At 70.5% G+C, this 25,591-nt stretch carries 25 protein-coding genes; 15 read left to right on the top strand and 10 right to left on the bottom strand.

Annotated features, from left to right (window positions below; translation table 11 throughout):
• Nucleotides 1-120: 120 nt before the first annotated feature.
• Nucleotides 121-1,338: a hypothetical protein gene (locus ACWC1K_RS42560; RefSeq protein WP_450838730.1), complete on the bottom strand. Its 1,218-nt coding sequence runs from the start codon at nucleotides 1,336-1,338 to the stop codon at nucleotides 121-123.
• Between the two features lie 252 nt (nucleotides 1,339-1,590).
• Between ACWC1K_RS42560 and ACWC1K_RS42555 the strand changes: the two genes are divergently transcribed.
• A complete protein-coding gene (locus tag ACWC1K_RS42555; protein WP_450838729.1) occupies nucleotides 1,591-2,040 on the top strand; it encodes a hypothetical protein in 450 nt (149 codons plus the stop codon).
• Nucleotides 2,041-2,112: 72 nt separating this feature from the next.
• On the opposite strand, the gene ACWC1K_RS42550 is transcribed toward ACWC1K_RS42555, so the two are convergent.
• Nucleotides 2,113-2,490, bottom strand: coding sequence for a peptidase M23 (locus tag ACWC1K_RS42550; protein WP_450838727.1), 378 nt, complete (start codon nucleotides 2,488-2,490; stop codon nucleotides 2,113-2,115).
• Nucleotides 2,491-2,831: 341 nt separating this feature from the next.
• Entirely contained in the window at nucleotides 2,832-3,254 is a 423-nt protein-coding gene (locus tag ACWC1K_RS42545) for a secondary thiamine-phosphate synthase enzyme YjbQ (RefSeq protein ID WP_450695490.1), read from the bottom strand.
• A gap of 58 nt (nucleotides 3,255-3,312) precedes the next feature.
• On the opposite strand from ACWC1K_RS42545, the gene ACWC1K_RS42540 reads away from it, so the two are divergent.
• From ACWC1K_RS42540 to ACWC1K_RS42520, 5 genes are all read left to right on the top strand, one after another.
• Nucleotides 3,313-3,459, top strand: coding sequence for a putative leader peptide (locus tag ACWC1K_RS42540; protein ID WP_450838725.1), 147 nt, complete (start codon nucleotides 3,313-3,315; stop codon nucleotides 3,457-3,459).
• A 119-nt stretch (nucleotides 3,460-3,578) separates the two neighbouring features.
• Nucleotides 3,579-4,481 (top strand): ABC transporter permease, encoded by a 903-nt coding sequence (locus tag ACWC1K_RS42535; protein WP_450838723.1) that lies wholly within the window; start codon nucleotides 3,579-3,581, stop codon nucleotides 4,479-4,481.
• Complete coding sequence (locus ACWC1K_RS42530) at nucleotides 4,454-5,194, top strand: ABC transporter ATP-binding protein (protein WP_450838722.1); 741 nt, start codon at nucleotides 4,454-4,456, stop codon at nucleotides 5,192-5,194. The genes ACWC1K_RS42535 and ACWC1K_RS42530 overlap by 28 nt, the downstream gene beginning before the upstream one ends.
• Before the next feature lie 43 nt (nucleotides 5,195-5,237).
• A complete protein-coding gene (locus ACWC1K_RS42525; protein ID WP_450838721.1) occupies nucleotides 5,238-6,260 on the top strand; it encodes an ABC transporter substrate-binding protein in 1,023 nt (340 codons plus the stop codon).
• An 80-nt stretch (nucleotides 6,261-6,340) separates the two neighbouring features.
• Nucleotides 6,341-7,426 (top strand): NAD(P)-binding domain-containing protein, encoded by a 1,086-nt coding sequence (locus ACWC1K_RS42520; protein ID WP_450838720.1) that lies wholly within the window; start codon nucleotides 6,341-6,343, stop codon nucleotides 7,424-7,426.
• A gap of 15 nt (nucleotides 7,427-7,441) precedes the next feature.
• On the opposite strand, the gene mltG is transcribed toward ACWC1K_RS42520, so the two are convergent.
• A complete protein-coding gene (gene mltG / locus ACWC1K_RS42515) occupies nucleotides 7,442-8,431 on the bottom strand; it encodes an endolytic transglycosylase MltG (RefSeq protein WP_450838718.1) in 990 nt (329 codons plus the stop codon).
• A 43-nt stretch (nucleotides 8,432-8,474) separates the two neighbouring features.
• Nucleotides 8,475-10,277, bottom strand: a complete 1,803-nt coding sequence (locus tag ACWC1K_RS42510; protein ID WP_450838717.1) for an ABC transporter ATP-binding protein — start codon at nucleotides 10,275-10,277, stop codon at nucleotides 8,475-8,477.
• Nucleotides 10,278-10,370: 93 nt separating this feature from the next.
• On the opposite strand from ACWC1K_RS42510, the gene ACWC1K_RS42505 reads away from it, so the two are divergent.
• Nucleotides 10,371-10,823, top strand: coding sequence for a MarR family winged helix-turn-helix transcriptional regulator (locus tag ACWC1K_RS42505; protein WP_450838715.1), 453 nt, complete (start codon nucleotides 10,371-10,373; stop codon nucleotides 10,821-10,823).
• A gap of 161 nt (nucleotides 10,824-10,984) precedes the next feature.
• On the opposite strand, the gene ACWC1K_RS42500 is transcribed toward ACWC1K_RS42505, so the two are convergent.
• From ACWC1K_RS42500 to ACWC1K_RS42490, 3 genes are all read right to left on the bottom strand, one after another.
• Entirely contained in the window at nucleotides 10,985-12,325 is a 1,341-nt protein-coding gene (locus ACWC1K_RS42500; RefSeq protein ID WP_450838714.1) for a cation:dicarboxylate symporter family transporter, read from the bottom strand.
• Nucleotides 12,326-12,492: 167 nt separating this feature from the next.
• The gene (locus ACWC1K_RS42495; protein ID WP_450838712.1) at nucleotides 12,493-14,088 is read right to left on the bottom strand and encodes a peptide-N4-asparagine amidase; all 1,596 of its coding nucleotides are present in this window, start codon (nucleotides 14,086-14,088) and stop codon (nucleotides 12,493-12,495) included.
• Between the two features lie 57 nt (nucleotides 14,089-14,145).
• Nucleotides 14,146-14,883 (bottom strand): L,D-transpeptidase family protein, encoded by a 738-nt coding sequence (locus ACWC1K_RS42490; RefSeq protein WP_450838711.1) that lies wholly within the window; start codon nucleotides 14,881-14,883, stop codon nucleotides 14,146-14,148.
• A 133-nt stretch (nucleotides 14,884-15,016) separates the two neighbouring features.
• Here ACWC1K_RS42490 and ACWC1K_RS42485 point away from each other — a divergent pair, with 133 nt between their 5' ends.
• Together ACWC1K_RS42485 and ACWC1K_RS42480 are read left to right on the top strand one after the other, a co-directional pair.
• Nucleotides 15,017-16,822 carry an ABC transporter transmembrane domain-containing protein gene (locus ACWC1K_RS42485; protein ID WP_450838710.1) on the top strand — a complete coding sequence of 602 codons (1,806 nt, stop codon included), beginning with the start codon at nucleotides 15,017-15,019 and terminating at the stop codon, nucleotides 16,820-16,822.
• Nucleotides 16,819-18,600, top strand: coding sequence for an ABC transporter ATP-binding protein (locus ACWC1K_RS42480; protein ID WP_450838708.1), 1,782 nt, complete (start codon nucleotides 16,819-16,821; stop codon nucleotides 18,598-18,600). The genes ACWC1K_RS42485 and ACWC1K_RS42480 overlap by 4 nt, the downstream gene beginning before the upstream one ends.
• A 48-nt stretch (nucleotides 18,601-18,648) precedes the next feature.
• Here ACWC1K_RS42480 and ACWC1K_RS42475 read toward each other — a convergent pair whose 3' ends face one another.
• Complete coding sequence (locus ACWC1K_RS42475; RefSeq protein WP_450838706.1) at nucleotides 18,649-19,146, bottom strand: COG4315 family predicted lipoprotein; 498 nt, start codon at nucleotides 19,144-19,146, stop codon at nucleotides 18,649-18,651.
• 104 nt (nucleotides 19,147-19,250) lie between these two features.
• Between ACWC1K_RS42475 and ACWC1K_RS42470 the strand changes: the two genes are divergently transcribed.
• The 5 genes from ACWC1K_RS42470 (at nucleotide 19,251) to ACWC1K_RS42450 (ending at nucleotide 22,057) form a co-directional block, all read left to right on the top strand.
• Nucleotides 19,251-19,850, top strand: coding sequence for an RNA polymerase sigma factor (locus tag ACWC1K_RS42470; RefSeq protein ID WP_450838705.1), 600 nt, complete (start codon nucleotides 19,251-19,253; stop codon nucleotides 19,848-19,850).
• Nucleotides 19,837-20,481, top strand: coding sequence for a hypothetical protein (locus ACWC1K_RS42465; RefSeq protein WP_450838704.1), 645 nt, complete (start codon nucleotides 19,837-19,839; stop codon nucleotides 20,479-20,481). Before ACWC1K_RS42470 ends, ACWC1K_RS42465 begins: the two co-directional genes overlap by 14 nt.
• A 245-nt stretch (nucleotides 20,482-20,726) precedes the next feature.
• Nucleotides 20,727-21,197 (top strand): DUF5709 domain-containing protein, encoded by a 471-nt coding sequence (locus ACWC1K_RS42460; RefSeq protein ID WP_450838734.1) that lies wholly within the window; start codon nucleotides 20,727-20,729, stop codon nucleotides 21,195-21,197.
• A 29-nt stretch (nucleotides 21,198-21,226) separates the two neighbouring features.
• Nucleotides 21,227-21,481 (top strand): type B 50S ribosomal protein L31, encoded by a 255-nt coding sequence (locus ACWC1K_RS42455; RefSeq protein WP_275774518.1) that lies wholly within the window; start codon nucleotides 21,227-21,229, stop codon nucleotides 21,479-21,481.
• Between the two features lie 96 nt (nucleotides 21,482-21,577).
• On the top strand, nucleotides 21,578-22,057 hold the full coding sequence (locus tag ACWC1K_RS42450) for a carboxymuconolactone decarboxylase family protein (RefSeq protein WP_450838702.1): 480 nt from the start codon (nucleotides 21,578-21,580) through the stop codon (nucleotides 22,055-22,057).
• A gap of 62 nt (nucleotides 22,058-22,119) precedes the next feature.
• Here the strand turns inward: ACWC1K_RS42450 and ACWC1K_RS42445 are convergent, their stop codons facing one another.
• Nucleotides 22,120-22,914 (bottom strand): metal-dependent hydrolase, encoded by a 795-nt coding sequence (locus tag ACWC1K_RS42445; protein WP_450838700.1) that lies wholly within the window; start codon nucleotides 22,912-22,914, stop codon nucleotides 22,120-22,122.
• A gap of 145 nt (nucleotides 22,915-23,059) precedes the next feature.
• Here ACWC1K_RS42445 and ACWC1K_RS42440 point away from each other — a divergent pair, with 145 nt between their 5' ends.
• A complete protein-coding gene (locus ACWC1K_RS42440; protein ID WP_450838699.1) occupies nucleotides 23,060-25,573 on the top strand; it encodes a DUF3516 domain-containing protein in 2,514 nt (837 codons plus the stop codon).
• The last annotated feature ends 18 nt before the right edge of the window (nucleotides 25,574-25,591 follow it).

Here is a 25,591-nt window from a genome sequence, read left to right as displayed (position 1 = left end):
GTTCTTCTTTTTTTTGTAGAGAAATTTGCTCTTGGGCGGGGGGCGCCGCCCGCCCCCCCCCCCCCCCGGGGGGGGGGGGGGCGCCCCCCCCCCCCCCCCACCGCTCGTCCCCCGTTCCCGTCACGGCAGCGGCCAGCCGCACTCCGGGACGTTCGGCAGCCGGTTGTCCGGCGAGCTGATGTAGATGTTGGAGATGTAGCCCCCGTACTGGGGCAGATAGGCCCACCACTCGTTGGTGTAGGGCGGCACACTGACCACCTCGCCCCGGGTCTGGCAGCCCACCAGGACCTCGACACCGGCCGGGAGCCGCGTCATCGGGTCATCGTCCGTGGCCGGGCTCCTGCGGACGTTCACGAACTCGCCCCAGGTGCCGAACCAGGTACCGGCGGGCCACTTGGCCCCCGGCACGTTCAGTGAGCGGGTCAGCCGGCCGACATCGGTGTACGCCTTGCCGTACGAGGTGCCGACCGGGTGCAGCGTCAGCACGGCCACGATCGCCCGGTCGTCCGCCCCGACCGTGCCGGTGGTGTGCAGTGCGGGGCGGGTGAGGTCCACGGACGCGGCGGCGCGGGGAGCCCGGGCGGCCGACTTCGCCGGCGTTCCCGAGGACGGGGTCTGAGAGCCGCACGTGCCCTTCGCGTACTCCCCGGACCAGCCCTGCTTCACCGCCCAGGGCCGGTCGAACGACCCGGCGATGCCGAAGTGCTGGTCGAAGTGGTCGGTGGAGGAGCAGCGAGTGGAGCGGCGCAGGTTGTCCATGATGAAGTCACGGACGGGGGCGGGAGCCTTGTCCAGGATGTACCGGTAGATCGAGACCGTGTCCCGGGCCGAAAGCGCGGTGTAGCCCCAGAAGTCCGCGTACTCGTCGGGCGGTGGCGCCGTGTCGCGCAGACCGAGCGAGGGCCGGGCGATCATCCGGTTGATGATCGCCGGGCCGCCGTACGTCGACCAGTAGTGGTTCGCGGCGTCGTCGTCGCTGCCGCGCAGCATCGGCTCCAGCCGGGCGCGGTCGGCCGGGGGGATGGTGTAGTCCGGCCCGCGGTCCCACAGGAAGTCCAGGACCAGCAGGAGCTTGACGACCGAGGCGGACCGGAACTGTGCGCTCTCATTGACCTGTTCGGTGAACGTGCCGGTCTGCCGGTCGAAGACGGCCACGCCGGCCGTGACGCCGGGCGGGATCTGGACGGCCGCGGAGGTCTGGAAGGTCCCGGCGGTCCCGGCCGCCTTGCCCGTCCGGGGTTGTGCCGTCGCACCGCTCGTGAGTGCCGCAACCGTGACGACGGCCGCAACCGTGACGACGGCCGCGAGCGTGGCGGCGGCGCGCAGGAGCATGCGCATGGTTGCCCTCCCTGGATCGCCCGGGTTGTCCTACGGGACCTTGGCCCGCGGCGCCACGATAGGAGTCCGGGCGGGGCGGCGGTCCTGACGGATGTCAGGGCTCCGGCAGAGCGGGGCGACCTGCGGATTCGACCCTGATAAGTGTCAGGTGTCGGCGGTGCGGTGACGCCCCGTACGGTCACGACCAGTGCGCGGCGGCCGGCCGGTCGCCGCGCACGACCGGATCAACCGACCACACGCGAAAGAGGGTTCATGAGCCGCCGATCACTCAGGACACTGCTGGCCGCGGGGGGCGCCGCCGCGGTGATGGCGCTCCTTCCGGCCTCCGCCCAGGCCCAGCCGTTCTCGGGCGGCGACTACGGGCTCTACGGGCAAGAGGGGCAGTACCCCACCACCACGTTCTGCGCGGGTACGTTCCGGCAGATCGGGCCCACCCAGAACTTCGAGGGCATGGCCCTGAAGTACTTCTACTCCGACAAGTGCGGCTCGTTCGCCCGGATCGAGAACTCCCGGCCGGGCTGCGCGGCCGTACTGCAGCGCTCCGACAACGGCGCGGGCCGGGTCGACGGCTGGGTCTCCGAGACCGTCGACTCCGGCATCAACTACGCCTACACGCAGATGGGCAACAACCTCAACGGCCGCGTCTCGCGCGCCCTGCTTGCGTGCGACGGCCACGACCTGGTGAACACCGGCTGGTTCTGAGCCGCAGCACACGCCAAACAGGGGCGGCCGGTATTCCGGTCCGCCCCTTCGGCGTGCACAGGGAACGATGCGTCAGCAGTCCGGGACTCCGGCGATCTTCTCGCCGCCCTGGATGTACAGGTTGTTCACCCAGGCTATGTCGCTTCCCGAGAACTCCATGACGGCCGTCCACCAGTTGTTGGTGCCGACGGCCGGGTCGCTCACGGTCTGGCCCTGCTTCTGGCACACGGCGTCTCCCCACCAGTGCGAACGGACCGCGAGCCGCGGCGAGTCGGTGGTCGGCTGCGAGCGCAGGTTGACGTCGGTGGCCCAGATGTAGACGTCGGTGAGGTTCGGGTCGCCGCTGTTGGCCACGGCGGCCGGGCTTGCTTGGGCCGTGGTGGCGAGGCCGCCGACGGCGAGAGCGGTCATCGCGAGGCCCATGGCGGTACGGCTGATCAGTCGCTTCATGTGTCTGTCCCCCGAAGGACGAAGGTGAGTACGGTGCGGCCGGAAGCGATCGTGTTCCGGGTCCGCGGCGCCCGAGACGGGCTGCCTGCGGACGCTCAGAACTGTAGGGAGACCTGGAACCACACGGTCCTGACAATTGTCAGGATCAGCCGCGGCCACTGGGACGGGTCAGCCGGCCGGTTGTGGTGTCACGTGCTCCAGGGGCGGCCGTCAGCGCGACGAGTGCCAGTGTCGGCCCGTCGGCTGTTCTTGAGATGTGGCCCCCGACAGGCCCCGCGGCGGAGCACGTCCTCGCGTTGCCGCTCCGTCGACGACATGGCGAGTTTCCTCCGCGACAGCGCTCAGCCCAGGAAGCTCAGCCGGACTTCACGGTGGGGATTGTCTTTATTGGTGTCAACCAGACACACCGACTGCCAGGTCCCCAACTCCAGCCGCCCGCCCACCACGGGCAGCGTCGCATGCGGCGGTACGAGCGCCGGGAGGACGTGGTCGCGGCCGTGGCCGGGGCTGCCGTGGCGGTGCTGCCAGCGGTCGTCGGCGGGGAGCAGGGTGTGAAGGGTGGCGAGGAGGTCGTCGTCGCTGCCGGAGCCCGTTTCGAGAATCGCGATTCCGGCAGTTGCGTGGGGGACGAAGACGTTGAGGAGGCCGTCTCGGCCGGCGGCCGCCTCCCGCAGGAAGGCCTCGCAGTCGCGGGTCAGGTCGACGACCTGCTCCGTCGAACCGGTGGCGACGTCAAGGACTCGGGTGGTGAAGGCATCTGACATGCCCCCATCCTGACCCATACGCCAGGTTTCGCAGGTCAACGGCGGTTCGCTGATTGATATGGGCGGTCCAGTCCGCGAGACGCCATTGACCGTGCACGGACCACCTGGCTACTTTCGCCCTATGTTGCGTTCAGCCATGCTCACCACGCGCGGTCATATCGACCTGCTGCGGGTGGCCTCCGCCGCGTGTCGCCGCGGCTGCTGACGCCTTTTCCCCTTCGCCATTGCCCGTATTCCGCCGTACCCGCATGCTCCGCGTGACGTGGCGGCGCTGAGGCGCGTACCCCCTCCCTCACCGAACGCTCTCCTCCCCATGGAGCACCCATGAGCATCAGCCATGCCCCGCCCGGCTCCTCCGGACCCGATATTTCCGCTATATCGGGATCAAAGGGGGCCGAGGCAGACCCCCGCGACCCGGCGTCGATCGAGCTCACCCCGATCGTCCCCGACTCCTCCCGCGGCACCCGCGTCCCGCGCTGGCTGCGCCGTACCGCGGGCCCCCTTCTGCTGCTCGCGGCGTGGCAACTCCTCAGCTCCACCGGTGTGTTGGCGTCAAACGTCCTCGCCTCGCCCGGCCGGACAGCCCAGGTGGTCGGGGATCTGATCGGTGACGGTTCGCTGGCCTCCGCCCTCGGCACCTCGCTGCAGCGCGTGGCGTTCGGGCTGCTGCTGGGCACCGCCATCGGCACCGGACTCGCCCTGGTCTCGGGCCTGTTCAGGATCGGTGAGGATCTGGTGGACGCGCCGGTGCAGATGCTGCGGACCGTGCCGTTCGTGGGTCTGATCCCGCTGTTCATCATCTGGTTCGGCATCGGCGAGGCCCCGAAGGTCGCCATCATCACGCTCGGTGTGACCTTCCCGCTCTACCTCAACGTGTACGCCGGAATCCGCGGTGTGGACGCCCAGTTGATCGAGGCCGGGGAGTCGCTGGGCCTGTCCCGCTGGGGGCTCGTCCGGCATGTCGTACTGCCGGGGGCCCTGCCCGGCGCGCTGACCGGGCTGCGCTACTCCCTGGGCGTCGCCTGGCTGGCGCTGGTCTTCGCCGAGCAGGTCAACGCCGACTCGGGCATCGGCTTCCTGATGGTGCAGGCACGGGACTTCCTTCGCACCGACGTGATCATTGTCTGCCTGATCGTCTACGCCTTCCTCGGCCTGCTGGCCGACTTCATCGTCCGCTCCCTCGAAAGGCTGCTGCTGCAATGGCGACCGACGTTCACCGGCCGGTGACCCCGTGGACCGCGGTACGGGTCGAGGGGCTGACCCGCTCCTTCGACGGCCGTGCCGTCATCGATGACCTTCAACTCGACGTGCGGCCGGGCGAGTTCGTCGCCCTGCTCGGCCGCAGCGGCTGCGGCAAGTCCACCCTGCTGCGCATCCTGGCGGGCCTCGACCGCGAGATCGAGGGCACGGTCCTGGTGCCGCGCCGCAAGGCCGTCGCCTTCCAGGCGCCACGGCTGATGCCGTGGAAGAAGGTGTGGCGCAACGTGCTGCTCGGCCTGCCGGGAAAGCCCGCACGCGCCGTCGCCGAGCAGGCCCTGGACGAGGTCGGCCTCGGCCACCGCTCCGACGCCTGGCCCAAGACCCTCTCCGGCGGCGAGGCCCAGCGGGCCTCCCTCGCCCGCGCGCTGGTCCGCGAACCCGATCTGCTGCTGCTCGACGAACCGTTCGGCGCGCTCGACGCGCTCACCCGCATCAAGGCGCAGCGGCTGGTGGGCGAGTTGTGGCAGCGCCGGGGCTGCGCGGTGCTGCTGGTCACGCACGACGTCGAGGAGGCGGTCCTGCTCGCCGACCGCGTCCTGGTGATGGACGACGGCGTCATCGCGCACGAGCAGGAGATCGATCTCGACCGGCCGCGCGACATCACCGACCCCCGGTTCGCCGAGCTGCGCGCCGGGCTGCTGGAACGGCTCGGCGTCGACACCGCCGCCGAGGCCGCCTGAACTCCCCCTCCCCCGAACTCGGTTGAACAGAACGGATCCACCCATGCGACGACGTCTCGCCCCTGCCGCGCTGCTCCTGCCCTTCGCTCTCCTGCTCACCGCCTGCGGCGGGAACTCGTCCGCGAGCACGGGGACGGCCACCGACGGCAAGGGGTCGCTGACCCTCAACGTCGGTGACCAGAAGGGCGGTTCCGAGGCCATCCTGCAGGCCGCCGGGGAGCTCAAGAACCTCGACTACAAGATCAAGTGGTCCACCTTCACCTCGGGCCCGCCGCTGCTGGAGGCCGTCAACGCCAAGGCCGTCGACATCGGCGGCGTCGGCAACACCCCGCCGGTCTTCGCCGCCGGAGCGGGCTCGAAGATCGCGGTCGTGGCCGCCTTCCACGGCACCTCCAGGGGCGACGCCATCCTCGTACCGAACGGCTCGAAGCTCTCGAAGCCCCAGGACCTCAAGGGCAAGTCCGTCGCGGTGGCGCAGGGTTCCTCCGCCAATTACCAGCTGCTCGCCTCCCTGAAGGCGGCCGGGCTGAGTCTGAGCGACGTCAAGGTGAAGTATCTGCAGCCGGCGGACGCGCTGGCCGCGTTCACCTCCGGCAAGGTGGACGCGTGGGCGGTGTGGGACCCGTACACCTCGCAGATCCTCCAGGGCAAGCAGGGCCGCGTCCTCACCACCGGCGACGGCATCACCAACGGCCTGACCTTCCAGGTGGCGGCGCCGAGCGCGCTGCAGGACAAGAAGAAGGCCGCGGCCATCAGGGACTATCTGGAGCGGCTGCGGCGGGCCACGGAGTGGGTCTACGGCCACCAGGAGGAGTGGGCGAAGGTCTGGGCGAAGGACACGGGTCTGCCCTACGAGGTGGCGCTGGCCTCGGTGCGGCGCACCAACGCCACCCGGATCTCGGTCGCCGTCGACAAGCCGCTCATCGCCTCCGAGCAGCAGATCGCGGACGCCTTCACCGACTTGAAGCTCATTCCGAAGAAGGTCGACTTCGGCGCCTTCGTGGACACCCGCTACAACGGCAAGCTGCCGGCCTCGACCACGCCCGCCCGGGTGTCCCAGGGCTGAGCACGTCACGCTGTTCGGCACATCACGGCCTCGCGTCTCGCAGTGGGAAGATCCACGACGTGCGCGCGGTTAGTAGAAATGTGAACAACACGCGCGAGGTCGAGGTAGTCGTCGTGGGCGCTGGGCAGGCGGGTCTGTCCAGCGCCTATCACCTGCGGCGCACGGGTTTCGAGCCGGGGCGCGACTTCGTGGTGCTCGACCACTCCCCCGGGCCGGGGGGCGCGTGGCAGTTCCGGTGGCCGTCACTGACCTACGGCAAGGTGCACGGCATGCATGCGCTGCCGGGCATGGAGCTGACCGGCGCCGATCCGGCACGGGCCTCGTCCGAGGTGATCGCCGAGTACTTCGCCTCGTACGAGCACACCTTCGGTCTGCCGGTCCGCCGGCCCGTCGACGTGCATGCCGTGCGGGAGGGCGTGGGCGGGCGGTTGCTCGTCGAGACCTCGGACGGCGACTGGTCGACGCGGGCGCTCATCAACGCGACCGGCACCTGGGACCGGCCGTTCTGGCCGCGCTATCCCGGTCAGGAGAGCTTCCGGGGGCGGCAGTTGCACACGGCGCAATATCCCGGGCCCGAGGCGTTCGCCGGGCAGCGGGTCGTCGTGGTGGGCGGAGGTGCCTCGGGTACGCAGCATCTGCTGGAGATCGCCCCGTACGCGGCTGCCACCACATGGGTGACCAGGCGGCCGCCGGTTTTCCGTGAGGGCCCCTTCACCGAGGACGTGGGGCGGGCGGCCGTCGCGCTCGTCGAGGAGCGGGTGCGCCAGGGGCTGCCGCCGAGGAGTGTCGTCTCGGTCACCGGACTGCCCCTGAACGACGCGGTCCGGCAGGGCATCGCGGACGGGGTTCTCGACCGCCGGCCCATGTTCGACCGGATCACACCGGACGGGGTGGAGTGGAACGACGGGCAGCGGGTGGAGGCGGACGTCATCCTGTGGGCCACCGGGTTCCGGGCGGCCATCGAGCATCTGCGGCCGCTGCGGCTGCGTGAGCCGGGCGGCGGGATCCGCGTCGAGGGCACGCGCGCGGTCGCCGATCCGCGGGTCCATCTCGTCGGCTACGGACCCTCGGCCAGCACCATCGGCGCCAACCGGGCGGGCCGGGCCGCCGTACGGGACATCCGGCGACTGCTGGCCGGGCAGCCGACCGAGCCCGTCGCCGCCTGACGCCCGCCCCGCGAGCTACTTCGTGGCCTGCGGAGCGGGGCTGTTCTGCGGGGTCTGCGGGGCGGAGCCACTCTGCGCGGCCTGCGGGGCGGAGCTGTGCTGCGGGGTCTGCGGGGCGGGGCTGCTCTGCGGGGCCTGCGGGGCGGGGCTGCTCTGCGGGGCCTGCGGAGCGGAGCCGTTCTGCCGGGCGTTGAACTCCGCCACATTGCGCTGGTGCTCGGCGAAGTCCGCCGTGAAGCGGGTGTCGCCCGGCTTGACGGTGACGAAGTACAGCCAGTCGCCGGCGGGCGGGTTGATCGCGGCGCGCATCGCCTCCTCGCCCGGGTTGTCGATCGGGGTGGGCGGCAGGCCCATGCGCTGGTAGGAGTTGTAGGGGCTGGCCAGTTTCGTGTCGTCGGCGCTGGTCTTCAGGGTGGCGCGCTTGAGGGCGTAGTTGAGGGTGGAGTCCATCTGCAGCGGCATCCCGCGCTCGAGCCGGTTGAAGATGACCCGCGCCACCTTGCCCATGTCGGCCTTCGAGGCGGCCTCGGCCTGCACGATGCTCGCGACGGTGACCGTCTGGTAGACGTTCATCGCGTTGCGCTGTGCGCCTGCTGAGATGGGGGCGCCGTTGAACTTCTTGTTGGCGGTGTTGACCATGAACGACAGCAGCGACTCGGGCGTCGTCTTCTTCGTGATGGGGTAGGTCGCCGGGAAGAGGTAGCCCTCAGGGTTGCCCGCGGCGTCCCTCGGCAGCTTCAGGTGGGCCTTCGCGAGCGCCTTCTCGGTGCTGCCGGCGGGCAGGGCGAGGGCCTTGTCGACGGCCCCGTAGACCTGACTCGCCCGCCAGCCCTCCGGGATCACCAGGGAGGCGGGCTTGGCCTCCTGCACGCCGTGCCGCACGGTCAGCAGCGGCACCACCACGGCGGCGACGGCCACGACGGCCCCGGTCGCGAGGAGGATGAGGACGAGTCGGCCCCGGCGCGTCAGTCGAATCGTGCCCCGTGGCGGAGTGTTCTGATGCATGCGGGCACGGTAACCCGCATATCACCATAAACCCGACAGATCTTCAGCCTGTCGGTTCCAGTTGGGCATCCCGGCGTACGAGGGCCGCATACCGCCCGTCCTGTTCCAGCAGTTCTTCGTGGGTGCCCCGTTCGGCGACACGGCCGGAATCGAGGACCACGATCTGGTCGGCGCCTCGGACGGTGGACAGGCGGTGCGCGATGGTGAGCGTGGTGCGGTTGGCCGACAGGGCGTCGATGGCCTCCTGGACGGCCGCCTCGGTGCGGTTGTCCAGGGCGCTGGTCGCCTCGTCGAGGATCAGCACCGGCGGGTCGCGCAGGATGGTGCGGGCTATCGCCAGGCGCTGCTTCTCGCCGCCGGAGAAGCGGTGGCCGCGCTCGCCGACGACGGTGTCGTACCCGTCGGGGAGCGCCGCGATGTGCTCGTGGATCTGCGCCGCCCTGGCCGCCGCGTGCAGTTCCTCGTCGCTGGCGTCCGGCTTGGCGAAGCGCAGGTTCTCGGCCACCGAGGCGTGGAAGAGGTACGTCTCCTGGGAGACGACGCCGACCGCGCGCGCGAGGGTGTCGAAGTCCAGGTCGCGGACATCGACTCCGTCGAGGGTGACGCGGCCGCCGCTGACGTCGTAGAGCCGCGGCACGAGATAGCCGAGCGTCGACTTTCCGGCGCCGGTGGGGCCGACGACCGCGAGGCTGCTGCCGGCGGGGACGATCACGTCGATGCCGTCGAGGGTGGGGCCGCTCTTGTCGTCGTAGCGGAACTCGACGCCCTCGAAGCGGACCTCGCCCTTGATCCGGTCGAGGTGGACCGGGTTCTCCCGCTCCGTGATGTCGATCGGCAGGTCGAGGTATTCGAAGATGCGCTGGAAGAGCGCGAGGGAGCTCTGGATCTGCACGCCGGTCGACAGCAGGCTCACCGCGGGGCGGAACAGGCCCTGCTGGAGCGAGACGAAGGCGACGATGGTGCCGATGGAGATGCCGGGGCCGCCCGTCTGGAGGGCGATGCCCGCGGTCCAGTAGATGACGGCCGGCATGGCGGCCATGACGATCGTGATGACGGCCATCCGCCAGCGGCCGGACATGTTCGACCTGACCTCGAGGTCGACCAGTTCCTCGGACTCCTCGGCGAAGGACCTCGTCAGCGAGTCGGAGCGGCCCATGGTGCGGCCCAGCAGGATGCCGCTGACGGAGAGCGACTCGGTGACCGTGGCGGCCATGGCGGCCATCTGCTTCTGGCGCTCGGTGGTGATCTTCTTGCGTTCCCTGCCGACGCGACGGCTGATCCACACGAAGACCGGGAGCAGCAGCAACGAGACGACGGTCAGGCGCCAGTCGAGGGCGATCATCGCGACGATCGTGGCGACCACACTGGTCAGGTTGGAGACCAGGGAGGTGGCGGTGGAGGTGACGGTGGCCTGCATGCCGCCGATGTCGTTGGCTATGCGGGACTGGACCTCGCCGGTACGTGTGCGCGTGAAGAACGCGAGCGACATGCGCTGGAGCCGGCCGTAGACGGCGGTGCGCAGGTCGTGCATGACGCGCTGGCCGACCGTGGTCGAGATCAGCGTCTGCAGCACGCCGAAGACGCTGGTGAGGACGGCACTGAGGATCATGCCGAGCGCGAGCAGGCTGAGCAGGCCGGTGCGGCCCTGGGGGATCGCGACGTCGAGGACGGCCTTCAGCAGGAAGGGCGTGGCGACGGAGACCAGCGAGGCGGCGCCGACCAGCAGGCCGACCACGGCCAGGCGGGCGCGGTAGGGGCGGAAGAGCCGCAGGATGCGGCGCACCTGCCGGGGCTGCTCCTTGGCATCGGCCGGCGGTGTCCAGCGGGGTTCTCGATCGGGATGCAATGGACTCCTAGGGAGTGAGGTGACGAAGACTGGCGGAGCCTAGCTCATTGTTACCTATGCTCACAATGAATTACGTCCTGATATTGTTCCCGTATGGCCACCCCCGATTCCGACAGCCTGCTCGCCGAGCAGCTGCTGCGGTTCACCCGCCGTGTGCACCGCATCCAGAAGCGGCACATCGAGCAGTGCGGCCTGGGCGTCACCCCGGCCCAGTCCCGGCTGCTGCGCACGCTGGCGCACTGGAGCTCACCACCGCGCATGGCCGATCTGGCCGAGCGCCTCGAGGTGGTCCCCCGGGCCGTGACCACACTGGTCGACGGACTGGAGGCAAGCGGCAAGGTGCGCCGGGTCCCCGACCCGAGCAACCGCCGGGTGATCCGGATCGAACTCACGGACGACGGGCGGAAGGCGCTGAGCGAATTGCGCGGCGCTCGCCGCTCGGCCGCCGAGGAGATCCTCGCTCCGCTGAGCGACGATCAGCGCATTGTCCTTGGCGGACTGCTGGACACGTTGTTGGACGGGGTGCCTGAGAGGCGCTGCGGGTAGGGGGCACACGGTTCGCGGGCGGCTGCGGGCTCGTGGGGGTTGATCGCGCCCACGCGGCGGAGCCGCACATGGATACAGCCCCGCGCCCCTTGAGGGGCGCGGGGAACTGCGCGGCCGGCCACGCATCACCTGAAGCCGCCCGCGAAAGGACAAGCCCCGAGCTACTGGGCGACCGGTACCGCCGCCTCCGGCACATCCTCCGCTTCGGCGACGGCCTCGCCGTCCAGCACCCGCTTCGCCCGATCCACGTCCAACGCCCCCTCCCAGCGGGAGACGGCGAACACCGCGACGCAGTTGCCGAGCAGGTTCGTCACCACCCGCATCGAGTCCATGATCCGGTCCACGCCCAGCAGCAGCGCCACCGCTCCGGCGGGGATGGCCCCCAGCGAGGAGGCGGTCGCGGACAGGGCGAGGAAGGCGGAGCCGGGGATGCCCGCCATGCCCTTGCTGGTCAGCATCAGCACCAGGACGACGGTGATCTGCTGGCTCAGGCTGAGATCGACACCGACGGCCTGGGCGATGAACAGCGTGCCGATGGAGAGGTAGAGCGAGGCACCGTCGAGGTTGAAGGAGTAGCCGGTGGGCAGCACCAGGCCCACCGCGTCGTCACGGGCGCCGGCCCTGCGCAGCTTCTGCATCACCCGCGGCATGACGGACTCGGTGGACGCGGTGCCGAGAGCGAGGAGCATCTCCTCGCGGATGTAGCGCAGGAACTTCCACAGGCTCAGCCCGGTGACCACGCGCAGGGCGACGGCGAGCAGAGCGATGAACAGCGCCGCGGCGAGGTAGCACAGGATGATCAGCTTGGCATAGGTCTCGATCACTCGGAGCCCGTACTGGCCGATCAGAACGGCCATCGCGCCGAACACCGCGATCGGAGCCAGCCGCATCACGAAGCCGACGATCGCGAAGATGATCTCCTGGGCCTGCTCGACGGCGGGCAGCACCTGGGGCACCTTGGTGTGGCCGAGGTGCAGCAGTGCGGCGCCCACCAGGCAGGCCAGGATGAGCACCTGGAGCAGGGAGTTCTCGGCGAAGGCGCCGATGAAACTGGTGGGCAGCGCGTTGACGATGAACTCGGTCGTCGAAGGCAGCGCGCCGCCGCCCGTCTTGGCGTCGACCGCCTTGGTGCTCAGGGTGGACGGGTCGACGTGCATGCCGGAGCCGGGCTGGACAACGTTGGCGGCGACCAGGCCGATGATCAGCGCCGCGGTGCTGGCGACCTCGAACCAGATCAGGGCCTTGAGCCCGATCCGGCCGAAGGCCTTGAGGTCACCGGCCTTGGCGATGCCGACGACGACCACGCAGAACACCAGCGGCGAGATGATCGTCTTGATGAGCCGGGTGAAACCGTCGCCGAGCGGCTGGAGATCCGCGGCGAAGCCTGGCCACAGCTTCCCGACGGCGATTCCGAGGACGAGCGCGCAGAGGACCTGCACGAACAGAGAGGTACGCAGTATGCGTGCGACGCGTCGCGGGGCGGACGGGACGGACGGCGGCACGGGCACTCCTAGTGGGGACGTCAACGCACAGAAGCCGGGGAGACTTCTGCGATACGGAAAGCGGCTTCCGTGACGATCACTTTCGCGCTCCGGATGATCCAGCCCGCAACCTCTGTGTTGCGGACATGTAAATCACGCACCGTGTGACGCATCGCACACAACTGGCCTCAGCAGCCGTCCCGTTCCTCCGTGAGCACCCCCTGAACGGTCGTCAGGGAGCGGTCGTAGCAGCCCGCCGAGCCGTACAGCCGATACCGCTCGCTCGTCGTGCCGACCGCGTGCCGCTGGTCGCGCGGGACGCCTGTCGTGTAGGTGGCGTCACCGCCGACCGTGTCGTCCAGCCGCGACCAGCCCGTGCGCCGGCCGCCGCGCCACTCGACGACGGCGGCACGGTCGCCGAGCGTCAGCACGGTGCGCAGCCGTGCGTCGTCGCCGATCGTGGTCGAGCCGTTCATCGTGTACGTGCGGTGGGTGAGCGTCGTTCGGGCCGGCCCGCGCCCGTCGACGGTGACGGACTCGTCGTCGCTCCAGGTGGCGTCGAGGCCGTCCATGTTCTCGCCGTCGGTCCACCGGTGGGTGGAGGTGGTGGCGAGCGTGCGGCTGACCGTGGTGGTCACGCGCCCGTGCGAGGTGTCGAGGTATCCGGAGACGGTCAGCCGGTGACCGGCCCTCGTGTCCACCCGCTCCGGTGAACCGGCCGTATACGTCGAGGAGTTCGCGAGGTCACCCGCCCGGTCCGCGGTGAGCTTCCCGGGCACGTGCGTCCGCCCGGCGTCCTGCCAGACGAGCACGTCGACCGGCGCGCTCCAGCCGCTCTGCCCCTCGGGCACGCCCACCACCGAGACGTCGACCTGGTGCGGGCGGCCGTCGTTGAGCAGCCCCGCGAAGGGTGTCAGGTCGTATTCGATCGGCTTGACGTCGAAGGCGCGCGGTGCCGGAACGACGTACCAGAGGAAGGGGTTGGACCAGCCCCCGGTCCACACGTGCGGGAAAGGTGCGGCGATTCCGGCCAGTTGGCCGTCGACCTTGATCTGCACCTCGCGGTACGGGCCGCCGTCGGCCTGACAGGAGTACGGCGCCTTGTCGGGCACCGCCAGGTACCAGAACTCCTCGCAGCCGCCGCCCGATCCGGTGGCGTACACCTCGGCGAGGATGCGTTCGCTGTTGCGCGGGGTGGTGAGGGTGTTGCCGTCGCCGAGGATGAGGACCTTGTCCGCGGGCGCGGCGGCCGGACTGCCCGGGTAGAAGGTGAGCGTGACCTTGACGTCGAGCACGCCGGTGTAGGTGTCGTCGACGACGTTCCCGATGAGCATCTCGACGTCCTGGCCGCTGCGGAAGGTGTCGCTGTAGCGCGTGACGTCCTTCTCGACGGACCACGCGATGCCGTCGGGTGAGGGTTCGGGGGTGGAGGTGCGCAGGATCTCGACCCCGCCGACGTGCAGATAGCCGAGCCGGTCGAACTGCCGCCCCTTGACCTTGCCGTCGAGGCGCAGCACCACCTTGCTCCAGCGGTCGCCACAACCCTTGGGTGGTGTGTACGTTCCCCTGTAGGGGGTGAAGTCCTTGAACTGCGCCTCGGCGAGGGTCACTTGGCAGGACTTGCCGGCCGGTCCGCCGGCGGGCGGAGCCGCCGTCACCGGGTCGTGCCAGTCGGTGCCGAACTCGGCGGGCGCGTCGGCGGCGCCGGCCGGCCCCACCCCGAGGAGGGTGCTCGCCAGGAGGGTCGCTCCCGCGAGCATGGACATGACGATCCGTCTCTTCATGGCCCGTGTTCTACGGGGAGTTGGCGCCTCGTGGCAATGAGGCCTCCGTCAAAGGTGCTACGCCTCCAGGTCCGCCCTGTCCCCCATCACCACCACGGGATGCCGGTCCGGGTCGAGCGTGCGCAGCAGGTACTCCATCGCCGCCTTGGACAGGCTGACGCAGGCCGACGTCCCGCTGCCGTGGTCCATGTGCAGCCAGATGCTGCCGCCCTTCGCGTCGCCCTCGGGGCGGGTCGGGTCGTTGGGCGCGGTGCCCTTGACGCGGTTGTAGTCGATGGCGATGACGTAGTCGAAGTCGTGCCAGTGCGAGGCGGCCCAGCGGCGCGGGGCCGCGAAGGACGCGTCGCGGGTGTACGGGAGCCGGGTGCCTGGGTCGGGCAGGACGCCGCCCGCGTCGGTGAGGGTGAACACGCCGACGGGGCTGCGCCGGTCGCCCTCGTGGTGGTCGGCGGTCCAGCCCTTCTTGCCGTTGTGCGCCGACCAGCCGCGGGACCGCTCCCAGGTCGAGCCGTGCTTCGTGTACAGCACGACGGTGGAGTCCGCGGACTCCCTGCCCGCCCCGTAGACCGCCACGACCTGGCGGGAGTTGCGGGGAATCCGCCGGCGCAGGCGGTCGCCGATGCCGGGGATGCGGGTGCCCTCGGCGGTACGCGCGCGCGGGGCGGCCGTGTTGCCCGCGGCCCCTGTCTGAGCGGTACCGCTGTCGTGCGCGCCGCCGCACGCGGTCAGGGCCGTCAGAAGGGTTCCCAGGGCCGCCACCGCGACCGCCGCACGCGGCGTACCGATCTTTCGCATCGACCCATTCTGTACGGACCCACGGAAAACCGTTTGCCTTCGACCACGCTGCGACGCGAACCTGTCACGGTTTGCTGCCGCCGTTCGCGGCTCCCCCCACCTCCTGACACGAGCCACTGGGACGTCAGTCGTCATGCAGATTCAAGACCTTCCGTATCCCGACCCGGGTGTGCCGGACGCACGCTCCGGTCCCCGATTCCTGTGGTGGCTGGGCCGTAATCAACTGGGCGGTCAGTTCAAGTCGCTGGCCTGGGGCCTGCTGCACTTCGTGTCGGTCTCCGCGCTGCCGTTCTGCGTCGGCACGGCCATCCAGGCCGTCGTCGACCGCTCGGGGACCCGGCTCGCCCTGGCGGGCGCCCTGTTGGCGCTGGCCGGCTTCGGCACCGCACTCGGTGACACGTTCCTGCACCGTGCCGCGGTCACCAACTGGATCACGGCCGCCGCCCGCGTCCAGCAGCTGCTCGCCCGCAAGGCGGCGGTGCTGGGCTCGGCGCTGACGCGGCGCGTCGCGGCCGGCGAGGTCGTGGCCGTCTCCACCGGTGACGTCGAGAAGATCGGCTGGTTCGTGGAGGCCGTCTCCCGGTTCACCGCGGCGGCCCTGACCGTCGTGCTGGTCTGCGTCGCCCTGCTCGTCTACCAGCCGGCGCTCGGCGTGGTCGTCGCGGCGGGCCTGCCCCTGCTGGCGATCGCGGTGCTGCCGCTGCTGCCACGGGCGACCCGGCGGGCCGACTTCCAGCGCGAGAAGGCGGGACGGGCCACCGAACTGGCCTCGGACACCGTCGCCGGGCTGCGCGTGCTGCGCGGCATCGGCGGCGAGGAGCTGTTCCTCGACCGCTACCGCAGCGCCTCCCAGGAGGTCCGGCACGCGGCCGTGCGCAGCGCCCGCATGTGGTCCCTGATCTCCGCGATCCAGGTGCTGCTGCCGGGCCTGCTGATGGTCGCGGTCGTCTGGTACGGCGTCCACCTGGCCCGCCAGGGCCGCATCACCGTCGGAGAGCTGGTCACCGTCTACAGCTCGGTGATGGTGCTGACGTATCCCTTGAGGCACTTCGAGGAGATCGCGATGGCCTACTCCTTCTCGCGGCCCTCCGCCAAACGGGCGGCGCGCGTGCTGTCGCTGGAACGGGCCACGGACACCGAGGGCTCACGCACGGCCGACGTCCCCTCGGGGGACCTGTACGACCCGGTGACCGGTCTGCTCGCCCCGGCGAGCCGGCTGACCGCCGTGGTGTGCGGCGACCCGGACGCGGCGGGCCTGCTCGCCGAACGGCTGGGCGGACACCCCGCCGAGCAGGGCACCTCCGTCCTGCTGGGCGGCGTACCCCTCGACGAGCTGCCGCTGGACACCGCGCGTGAAGCGGTCCTCGTCCAGGACAAGGACCCGGTGCTGCTGTCCGGTTCGCTGCGCGAGCTGCTCGACGTGCCCGCTTCGGGTCACGTCGCGGCGCGCGAGGCGCTGGCGGCCGCGCAGTGCGGGGACGTCCTGGAGGCGCTCGCCCAGGGGTCGTTGGACGCCGCCGACCCGATGGACACACGGATCACCGAACGCGGACGGTCGCTGTCCGGCGGGCAGCGACAGCGGCTCGCGCTGGCCCGCTCGCTGATCACCGACCCGGAGGTGCTCGTCCTGGACGAGCCGACCTCGGCCGTCGACTCGCACACCGAGGCACGGATCGCGGAAGGGGTGCGCGCGCTTCGGGAGGGGCGCACGACGGTGGTGTTCACCTCCTCGCCGCTGCTCCTGGACCACGCGGACCGGGTCGTGCTGGTCCACGAGGGCGAGGTCGCCGCGGTCGGCGTGCACCGCGAACTGGTGCACACGGAACCCCGCTACCGGGCCGTGGTGACCCGGGAGACCGAGGAAGAGGCCGCCCTGAGCGGCGTACTCGAAGACGACGACGTTCTCAAAGAACTGGAAGAGATCGAGGAGACAGCATGATCGGCGTGGCGCCACCGGCGTACGACCCGGCGGCCCCGACGACGGCGCACACCTTGCCCGTCGGCGCCGCCGCGACCGTACGCGCCTATGTGGCCGAGCTGTTCCGCCGGCATCGCCGTGCCTTCCTGGTCCTGATCGCCGTAAACACGGCGGCCGTGCTCGCCTCGATGGTGGGCCCGTGGCTGCTGGGCGACCTGGTCGAGCGGGTGTCGGACGGCGCACGGGAACTTCATCTGCCGCTCACCGTGTCGCTGTTCGTGCTGGCGCTGCTCGTCCAGGCCGTCTTCGTGCGGCAGGTGCGGCTGCGCGGGGCGATGCTCGGCGAGCGGATGCTGGCCGATCTGCGGGAGGACTTCCTCGTACGGTCGGTCGGGCTGCCGCCGGGCGTCCTGGAACGGGCCGGCACGGGCGACCTCCTGTCCCGGATCACGACGGACATCGACCGGCTCGCCAACGCGATGCGCGAGGCGGTGCCGCAGCTGGCGATCGGCGTGGTGTGGGCGGTGCTGCTGCTCGGCGGCCTGGTCGTGACGGTGCCGCCGCTCGCGCCCGCCGTGCTGGTGGCCGTACCGCTGCTGGTGGCGGGCTGCCGCTGGTACTTCAAGCGGGCGCCGTCCGGCTACCGTTCGGAGGCCGCCGGGTACGCGGCCGTGGCCGCCGCTCTGGCGGAGACGGTCGACGCCGGGCGCACCGTGGAGGCCCACCGCCTCGGCGAGCGCCGGATCGCACTCTCCGAGCGCCGAGTGCGGGAATGGACCGCGTGGGAGAACTACACGCTCTGGCTGCGGTCCGTGCTCTTCCCCGTCATCAACCTCACCCATGTGACGGTCCTCGCTTCGGTCCTGATGATCGGCGGAGTGTTCGTCCTGGAGGGCTGGATCGGGGTGGGCCAGCTGACGACGGGCGCGCTGATCGCGCAGATGCTCGTCGACCCGGTGAACCTGATCCTGCGCTGGTACGACGAGCTGCAGGTGGCCCAGGTGTCCCTGGCCCGGCTGGTCGGCGTGCGGGACATCGAGCCCGATGCCGGTGAGGACTCGCTGGCCCCGGACGGGCGCGAGGTGCACGCGGACCGGGTGCACTTCGGCTACCGCGAGGGCGTGGACGTGCTGCGCAAGGTGTCGCTGGAGGTCGCGCCCGGCACCCGGCTGGCGCTGGTGGGCCCCTCGGGCGCGGGCAAGTCCACGCTGGGCAGGCTGCTCGCCGGTATCTACGCGCCGCGGGAGGGCCGCATCACCCTCGGGGGTGCCGAGCTGTCCCGGATGCCCGCCGAGCGAGTGCGCTCCCATGTGGCCCTGGTCAACCAGGAGCACCACGTCTTCGTGGGCTCCCTGCGCGACAACCTGCTGCTGGCCCGCACGAGCGCGGTGGACGCCGAGCTGTGGGCGGCCCTGGGCGCGGTCGACGCCGAGGGATGGGCGCGTGCACTGGACGACGGTCTGGACACCGAGGTCGGCTCGGGCGGGCTGGCGCTCACCCCGGCCCAGGCCCAGCAGATCGCGCTGGCTCGGCTGGTGCTGGCGGACCCGCACACGTTGGTCCTGGACGAGGCGACCTCGCTGCTGGACCCGCGTGCGGCACGCCACCTGGAGCGCTCCCTCGCCCGCGTCCTCGACGGCCGCACGGTGGTCGCCATCGCCCACCGGCTGCACACCGCCCATGACGCCGATGTGATCGCCGTCGTCGAGAACGGCCGCATCAGCGAGCTCGGCAGCCACGAGGAGCTGGTCGCGGCGCAGGGGGCGTATGCGGCGCTGTGGCGGTCCTGGCACGGGTGAGCGTTCCCGGCCCGGTCGGAGGTTGCCGTTCGGCGGCCTCCGACCGGGTCAGTACCCGTAACCACCACCGCCGCTGTTCGACGTCGGTACCGCCTTCTTGACGGCGGTTCCCTTCGCGTTCAGGACGTACCAGACCCTGTCGACGCCCTGGCCCTTCAGATCGCCGGCCTTCCGGTCCTTGGCGTAGTAGTACAAAGGGTGTCCGGCATAGGTGACCTGGGGCTTTCCCGAGGCCTTCGTGTGGCCGACCAGGTTTGCGTCGACGCCTGCGCCCGCGTGCGGGCTGCCCTCCATGTGCGGCCACAGCTTCATGCACGTGGCGTCGCAGTTCATCGAGTTGCTGTTCTTGCCGTCCGCTGTGAACAGGTACAGCGTGCGCCCGCCGCCGTCGACGAGGATGTCCCCGACCGGTGAGTGGCTGGTCCTGATCGTCGAGGTGTTCATCGTGGCCGCCGCCGGGCGGGCGCTGCCGCCCCCGCCGCCGCAGCCGGCGAGCGCCAGACCTGCGAGTGCGATGCCCGCCACGGTGATCCTGCTTCGCCTCATGATCTCTCCGTCCCTTCCGACAGAGGTAGTACGGGCGAGCGATGTGGAGGGATTGGGGTGGATTGCACTCAATCCTTTCGGTGCTCCCGTGCGTACCTGTGTGTGTGGAGTTGTTCTCACGTGCCGACCGGGTCGACGACGCCGCTCTCGTCGCCGGATTCGGGCTGGGCGACGAGCAGGCGGCGGTCGCCTTCGTGCGCCGCTTCCAGGACGCGGTGTACGGGCTGGCGCTGTCGGTGACCCGCGATCCGGTGCTCGCCGAGGACGTGAGCCAGGACGTGTTCGTACGGGCCTGGCGGGCCGCGGGGAACTTCGACCCCCGGCGGGCCTCGGTACTCACCTGGCTGCTGACCATCACGCGGAACGCCGCGATCGACGCCGTGCGGGCGCGCCGCTCCACTCCCGTCCTGGCCGAGACCCTGGAACGGCTGCTGGATGTGACGCTGCGGGCCGAGAACGACTCCGCCGGCCCGGAGCGGCTGGCCCTGATCGCCCTGGAGAGCGAGCGTGCCCTCGACCGGCTGCGGGCCCTGCCGGTCGAGCAGGCCCGGGCGGTGGCGCTCGCCGTGCTCGGCGGCTGCACCGCCGCCGAGGTGGGCCGGCACGAGCACATCCCCCTGGGCACCGCCAAGACCCGCATCCGCACCGGCCTGCGCCGGCTGCGTGACGTGCTGAAGGAGGGAAGCCGCGATGGAACACCCTGACGAGGACGAACTGACCGCCCTGGCCCTCGGCACCCTCCCCGGCGCACCGGCGGAGCTGCTGCGCCACCTCAGCGTCTGCGCCACCTGCCGTACGGCCTACGACGACCTGTCTGCGGCCGTCGACGGGGTGCTGCCCGCGGCTCCTGCGGTCACGGCCCCGCCCGGCTTCGATGCCCGGGTCCTCGACCGCCTGGAACTGCGCCACCTCTCGCCCGTTCGCCGGCGCCGCCGCACCCCGCTGCTGGTCGCCGCGGCCGCCGCGGCCGGACTGGGCCTGGGCACGGCCGGCACCGCGCTCCTGCACCACGAGTCGGCCCCGGCCCAGGTGACTGCGAGCGATCACGGGGGCCTGCTGCTCACCGGCTCGGGGGCACGGGTGGGCACCGTCGAACCGAGCCGGGCCGGGAGCGAGCACGTCGTGGTCATGCAGATCACGGCCGGCCGCCCCGGCACCCACTACACCTGCCGGCTCCTCTTCAAGGACGGCTCCAGCCGCGACGCCGGCCAGTGGTGGATGCCCCCTTCCGGCCGGGCCACCTGGATCGCCTACGGCTCGGCCCGCGCCATCGACCGCGTCGACCTGGTGACGGACGACGGCCACGTCTGGTCGTCGGCCGTGCTGCGCGGCTGACGACGACCCGGCCCCGCGGCACCCGCACACGCCCCACGAGGCCGCTTCTCCCCTGCCTGCGTACCTCTTGGTGCCGTGCCGTTGCGCAGTCCCGAAAAGGGGTGGAAGGCTGGATATCGGCACCGGCTCGGGGAGCGCCGTGGGAACGATGGTTCCTCCCGGGCGCAGCCTGTGCTCCGCGTCACGTCGCCCCGACGCCCCGCGCGGTGAGCAACGGGCCCGTCCCCACCCACCTGGAGGTACCCGTGAACAGCGCCGACGGATGGGGAGACGACGTCTACCAGCCCGACGGATCCGAGATCCAGGAGGACTCCGGGCTGCTCGACGTGGAGGACACCCTGATCGACGACGGTGTCGACGACCCCCTCGACCGGGGCTGGTCCCCTCCGGACCGACCATGGGCGGTGGAGCGTCCCGATGTGACGGCGGCGGAGCGGCAGCACGGGGAGACCCTGGACCAGCGGCTCGCCGAGGAGCTGCCGGACCTCGTGACGCCCGACAGCGACGGCATCGGTGACTGCGAGGGAACCGACGGCGAACTCCTGGACAACGAGGTCGGAGCCGTCCGCTCCGGCCGTCTCGTGGCACCGGACGAGGGCGCACACGAGGACGAGGAGAGCGCCCTGGTGGCCCGGGACGTCGGCATCGACGGCGCGGCGGCCTCCGCCGAGGAGGCTGCCATGCACATCGTCGACGAGGACGCCCTGTCCGGCTGACCAGCCGCCGACCTGCCAAGGAGCACCGTATGCAGCAGGACAAGCACCCCGACTACCACCAGGTCGTCTTCCGCGACCGCGCCGCAGGCTACGCCTTCCTGACCCGGTCCACCGCGAGCAGCGACCAGACCATCGAGTGGGACGACGGCGAGACGTATCCGGTGGTGGACGTGGAGATCTCCTCCGAGAGCCACCCGTTCTACACCGGCAAGGCACGGACCGTGGACACGGAGGGACGCATCGCCCAGTTCGAGCGGCGCTACGGCGGCGGAAAGGACGCCTGAGGTCCCCGCGGACATTCATGACGCCGGCGGTCACATCCGCCCTTCGGGATCCGTCAGTACGACGGAAGCATCCCGAGGATTCCGGAAGGAAACGTCATGACCACGCAGCCGCGCCTGTCCAACCCCGTCAAGCTGGTCCCCGAGTTCGGTCCGGTCGCCGGAGCGCTGTTCAAGGCCACCGGCAACGGCTCGGTTCCGCAGAGCACCATCAGCCTGGTGCAGCTGCGCGCCGGACAGCTGGTCGGCAACACGTATCTGACCGTGATGCACAGCGGCAACCTGCGCAGGGCCGGCGAGTCCGAGGAGCGGATCACGGGTGTGGCGACCTGGAGGGACGCCCCCTATTTCAGCGATGCCGAGCGGGTTGCGCTGGCGCTGGTGGAGGCCGTTCTCACACCGAATCCGCACGGTGAGCGTGTCCCGGACGACCTGTATGCGGAGGCGGCCAAGCACTATGACGAGACGGCGCTCGCCACGTTGACGATCGCGATCGGCCAGGTCTGCTTCTTCATTCCGCTCGCGGTGATCGGCAGGCCGCTGCCGGGAGTCTCCCCCGCCCAGCAGTGGAGGGACTGACTCCCAGCGCTCGCAGGGGTGGGGCGACGGAAGGCGCGCCCCACTCCTGCGGACCGGTTTCCTCAGATGAAGTTCAGCGCGGCCGCGCAGCCCACTCCGCCCAGCAGCATGAACACCGGCATCAGCACCTTGAGCTCGACCCAGCTGCCTGCCCGGAAGCGCATGACCTTCGGCGGGCCGATCGGGTACCAGCGCTTGCGGCCCACCGGTATCGGCCACAGGATCGGGCAGCCGGAGACCGTCAGCGCGTCCCCGATGTCGTGGACTATCGCGCCCAGCACGATCGGCAGCCCCAGCCACAGGTACTGCTGGCCGGGCTGCGTGAACAGCCAGTCCGAGCCGTTGCCCGGCTTGTCCAGGATGCCGGCGAGGATCCAGGCGCTGGTCGCGGCCAGCAGCCACACCAGCACGTCGGCGCTGGAGCCCCGGGTGGCCCGCCACAACAGGCCCTCGATGGCCAGCACGATGTGGACGAAGAGAATCGCCAGCACCGCCCAGCGGCCACCGGTGATGGCGGCGACCGACGTACCCGCACCGATCAGGACCGCCCACAGCCAGGTGTGGGTGAGCGTGCGGTGCCCGCCGGAGCGGCGAGGGTCGCCCTGCTTCCTCGTCGCCTTGTAGACGGCGTAGGAGAGCTTGTCGACGATCTCGCACAGTCCGCGCGAGAGCGGGCCGAAGGCCCTGGAGATGGTGGCCGCCTTGTGGTCCAGGTCCGGGGCGAGAGCGGCTCCGGCGCAGATCAGAGCGCCGACCAGGAGAACCGGCCAGGGCATCGGGTGCCCGGCCGCCGCGGCCGCCGCACCGACGCCGAGCCAGGCGGCGGCGCCCGACAGTGAGTGTGCTGGTCCCATCATGGCCGTTGCCCGCCCCATTTCTCGTGTGCCGCTGTCCAGTTGACCGGGTGCGCTGACGCTCCGTCGGCGCCCCAGCGTACTGGTCGTGATCTTCCTGCCGGCAACCGATTCCCCCCTGGGGGAGGAGGCCAGGCAAGATGGGTCCGTGACCCTCATCGATCAGCTGCCGCCGACCGCCGACCCCGACGCCCTCTACGAAGCCTTCGAGTCGTGGGCCCAGGAGCGAGGTCTCACGCTCTATCCCCATCAGGAGGAGGCGCTGATCGAGGTGGTCTCCGGTGCGAACGTGATCGTGTCGACGCCCACCGGCTCCGGCAAGAGCATGATCGCCGCGGGCGCCCACTTCGCCGCTCTGGCCCGGGACGAGGTCACCTTCTACACCGCCCCGATCAAGGCGCTCGTCTCGGAGAAGTTCTTCGAACTGTGCAAGATCTTCGGCACCGAGAACGTCGGCATGCTCACCGGCGACGCGTCCGTCAACTCGGACGCACCCGTCATCTGCTGCACCGCCGAGGTTCTCGCCTCCATCGCGCTGCGCGACGGCAAGGACGCGGACGTCGGCCAGGTCGTCATGGACGAGTTCCACTTCTACGCGGAGGGGGACCGCGGCTGGGCCTGGCAGATCCCGATTCTGGAGCTGCCCCAGGCGCAGTTCGTCCTGATGTCGGCCACCCTCGGCGACGTCTCGATGTTCGAGAAGGACCTCACCCGGCGCACCGGCCGCCCCACGGCGGTGGTCCGCTCCGCGATCCGCCCGGTCCCGCTGTCCTACGAATACCGGCTCACCCCGCTCACGGAGACGCTGACCGAGCTGCTGGAGACCCGGCAGGCGCCCGTCTACATCGTGCACTTCACACAGGCGCAGGCCGTGGAGCGGGCACAGGCCCTGATGAGCATTAACATGTGCTCGAAGGAGGAGAAGGAGCAGATCGCCGAGCTGATCGGCAACTTCCGCTTCACCACCAAGTTCGGCCGCAACCTCTCCCGCTACGTGCGGCACGGCATCGGCGTCCACCACGCCGGCATGCTGCCCAAGTACCGGCGCCTGGTGGAGAAGCTCGCGCAGGCCGGTCTGCTGAAGGTGATCTGCGGGACGGACACGCTCGGTGTGGGCGTCAACGTGCCCATCCGCACGGTGCTGTTCACGGCGCTGACCAAGTACGACGGCAGCCGTGTGCGCACGCTGCGCGCCCGTGAGTTCCACCAGATCGCCGGTCGTGCCGGGCGGGCCGGTTTCGACACGGCGGGCTTTGTCGTCGCCCAGGCCCCCGAGCATGTCGTGGAGAACGAGAAGGCGCTCGCCAAGGCGGGCGACGACCCGAAGAAGCGCCGCAAGGTCGTCCGCAAGAAGGCGCCGGAGGGCTTCGTCGGGTGGACGGAGAACACCTTCGAGAAGCTCATCGCCTCCGATCCGGAGCCGCTGACCTCCCGCTTCCGGGTGACGCACACGATGCTGCTGTCGGTGATCGCCCGTCCGGGCAACGCCTTCGAGGCGATGCGTCATCTGCTGGAGGACAACCACGAGCCGCGCAAGCAGCAACTGCGGCACATCCGGCGGGCGATCGCCATCTACCGCTCGCTGCTGGACGGCGGCATCGTCGAGAAGCTCGACGAGCCGGACGCCACCGGCCGCATCGTCCGCCTCACCGTGGACCTGCAGCAGGACTTCGCGCTCAACCAGCCGCTGTCCACGTTCGCCCTCGCCGCGTTCGAACTCCTCGACCCGGACTCGCCGTCCTACGCCCTGGACATGGTGTCCGTCGTCGAGTCGACGCTGGACGATCCGCGGCAGATCCTCGTCGCCCAGCTGAACAAGGCCAAGGGCGAGGCCGTGGCCGCGATGAAGGCGGACGGCGTCGAGTACGAGGAGCGCATGGAACGCCTCCAGGACATCAGCTACCCCAAGCCCCTGGAGGAGCTGCTCTTCCACGCCTACAACACGTACCGCAAGAGCCACCCGTGGGTGGGCGACCATCCGCTGTCGCCGAAGTCCGTCATCCGGGACATGTACGAACGGGCCATGTCCTTCACGGAGTTGGTGTCCTTCTACGAGCTGGCGCGCACCGAGGGCATCGTGCTGCGCTACCTCGCCAGCGCCTACAAGGCCCTCGACCACAACATCCCCGACGATCTCAAGTCCGAGGACCTGCAGGACCTCATCGAGTGGCTCGGCGAGATGGTCCGCCAGGTCGACTCCAGCCTGCTGGACGAGTGGGAACAGCTCGCCAACCCGGAGGAGATGACGGCCGAGGAGGCCCAGGAGAAGGCCGACGAGGTCAAGCCGGTCACCTCCAACGCCCGCGCCTTCCGGGTCCTGGTCCGCAACGCCATGTTCCGCCGCGTCGAGCTCGCCGCTCTCGACCAGGTGGAGGAGCTGGGCGAGTTGGATGCCGACTCGGGCTGGGACGCCGACGCATGGGGCGAGGCGATGGACAAGTACTGGGACGAGTACGAGGACCTGGGTACCGGCCCGGACGCCCGCGGCCCCAAGTTGCTGCTCATCGAGGAGGAGCCGGAGCACGGTCTGTGGCGCGTTCGCCAGATCTTCGCCGACCCGAACGGCGATCATGACTGGGGCATCAGCGCGGAGGTCGACCTCGCGGCCTCCGACGCCGAGGGCCGTGCGGTCGTCCGCGTCACCGACGTCGGCCAGCTGTGAGCCAAGTCGTGAGCCAAG

The organism is Streptomyces sp. NPDC001492 (assembly GCF_053597275.1).
The sequence above is the reverse complement of the archived record's forward strand: the minus strand, read 5'-3'. Positions and strand labels throughout refer to the sequence as shown.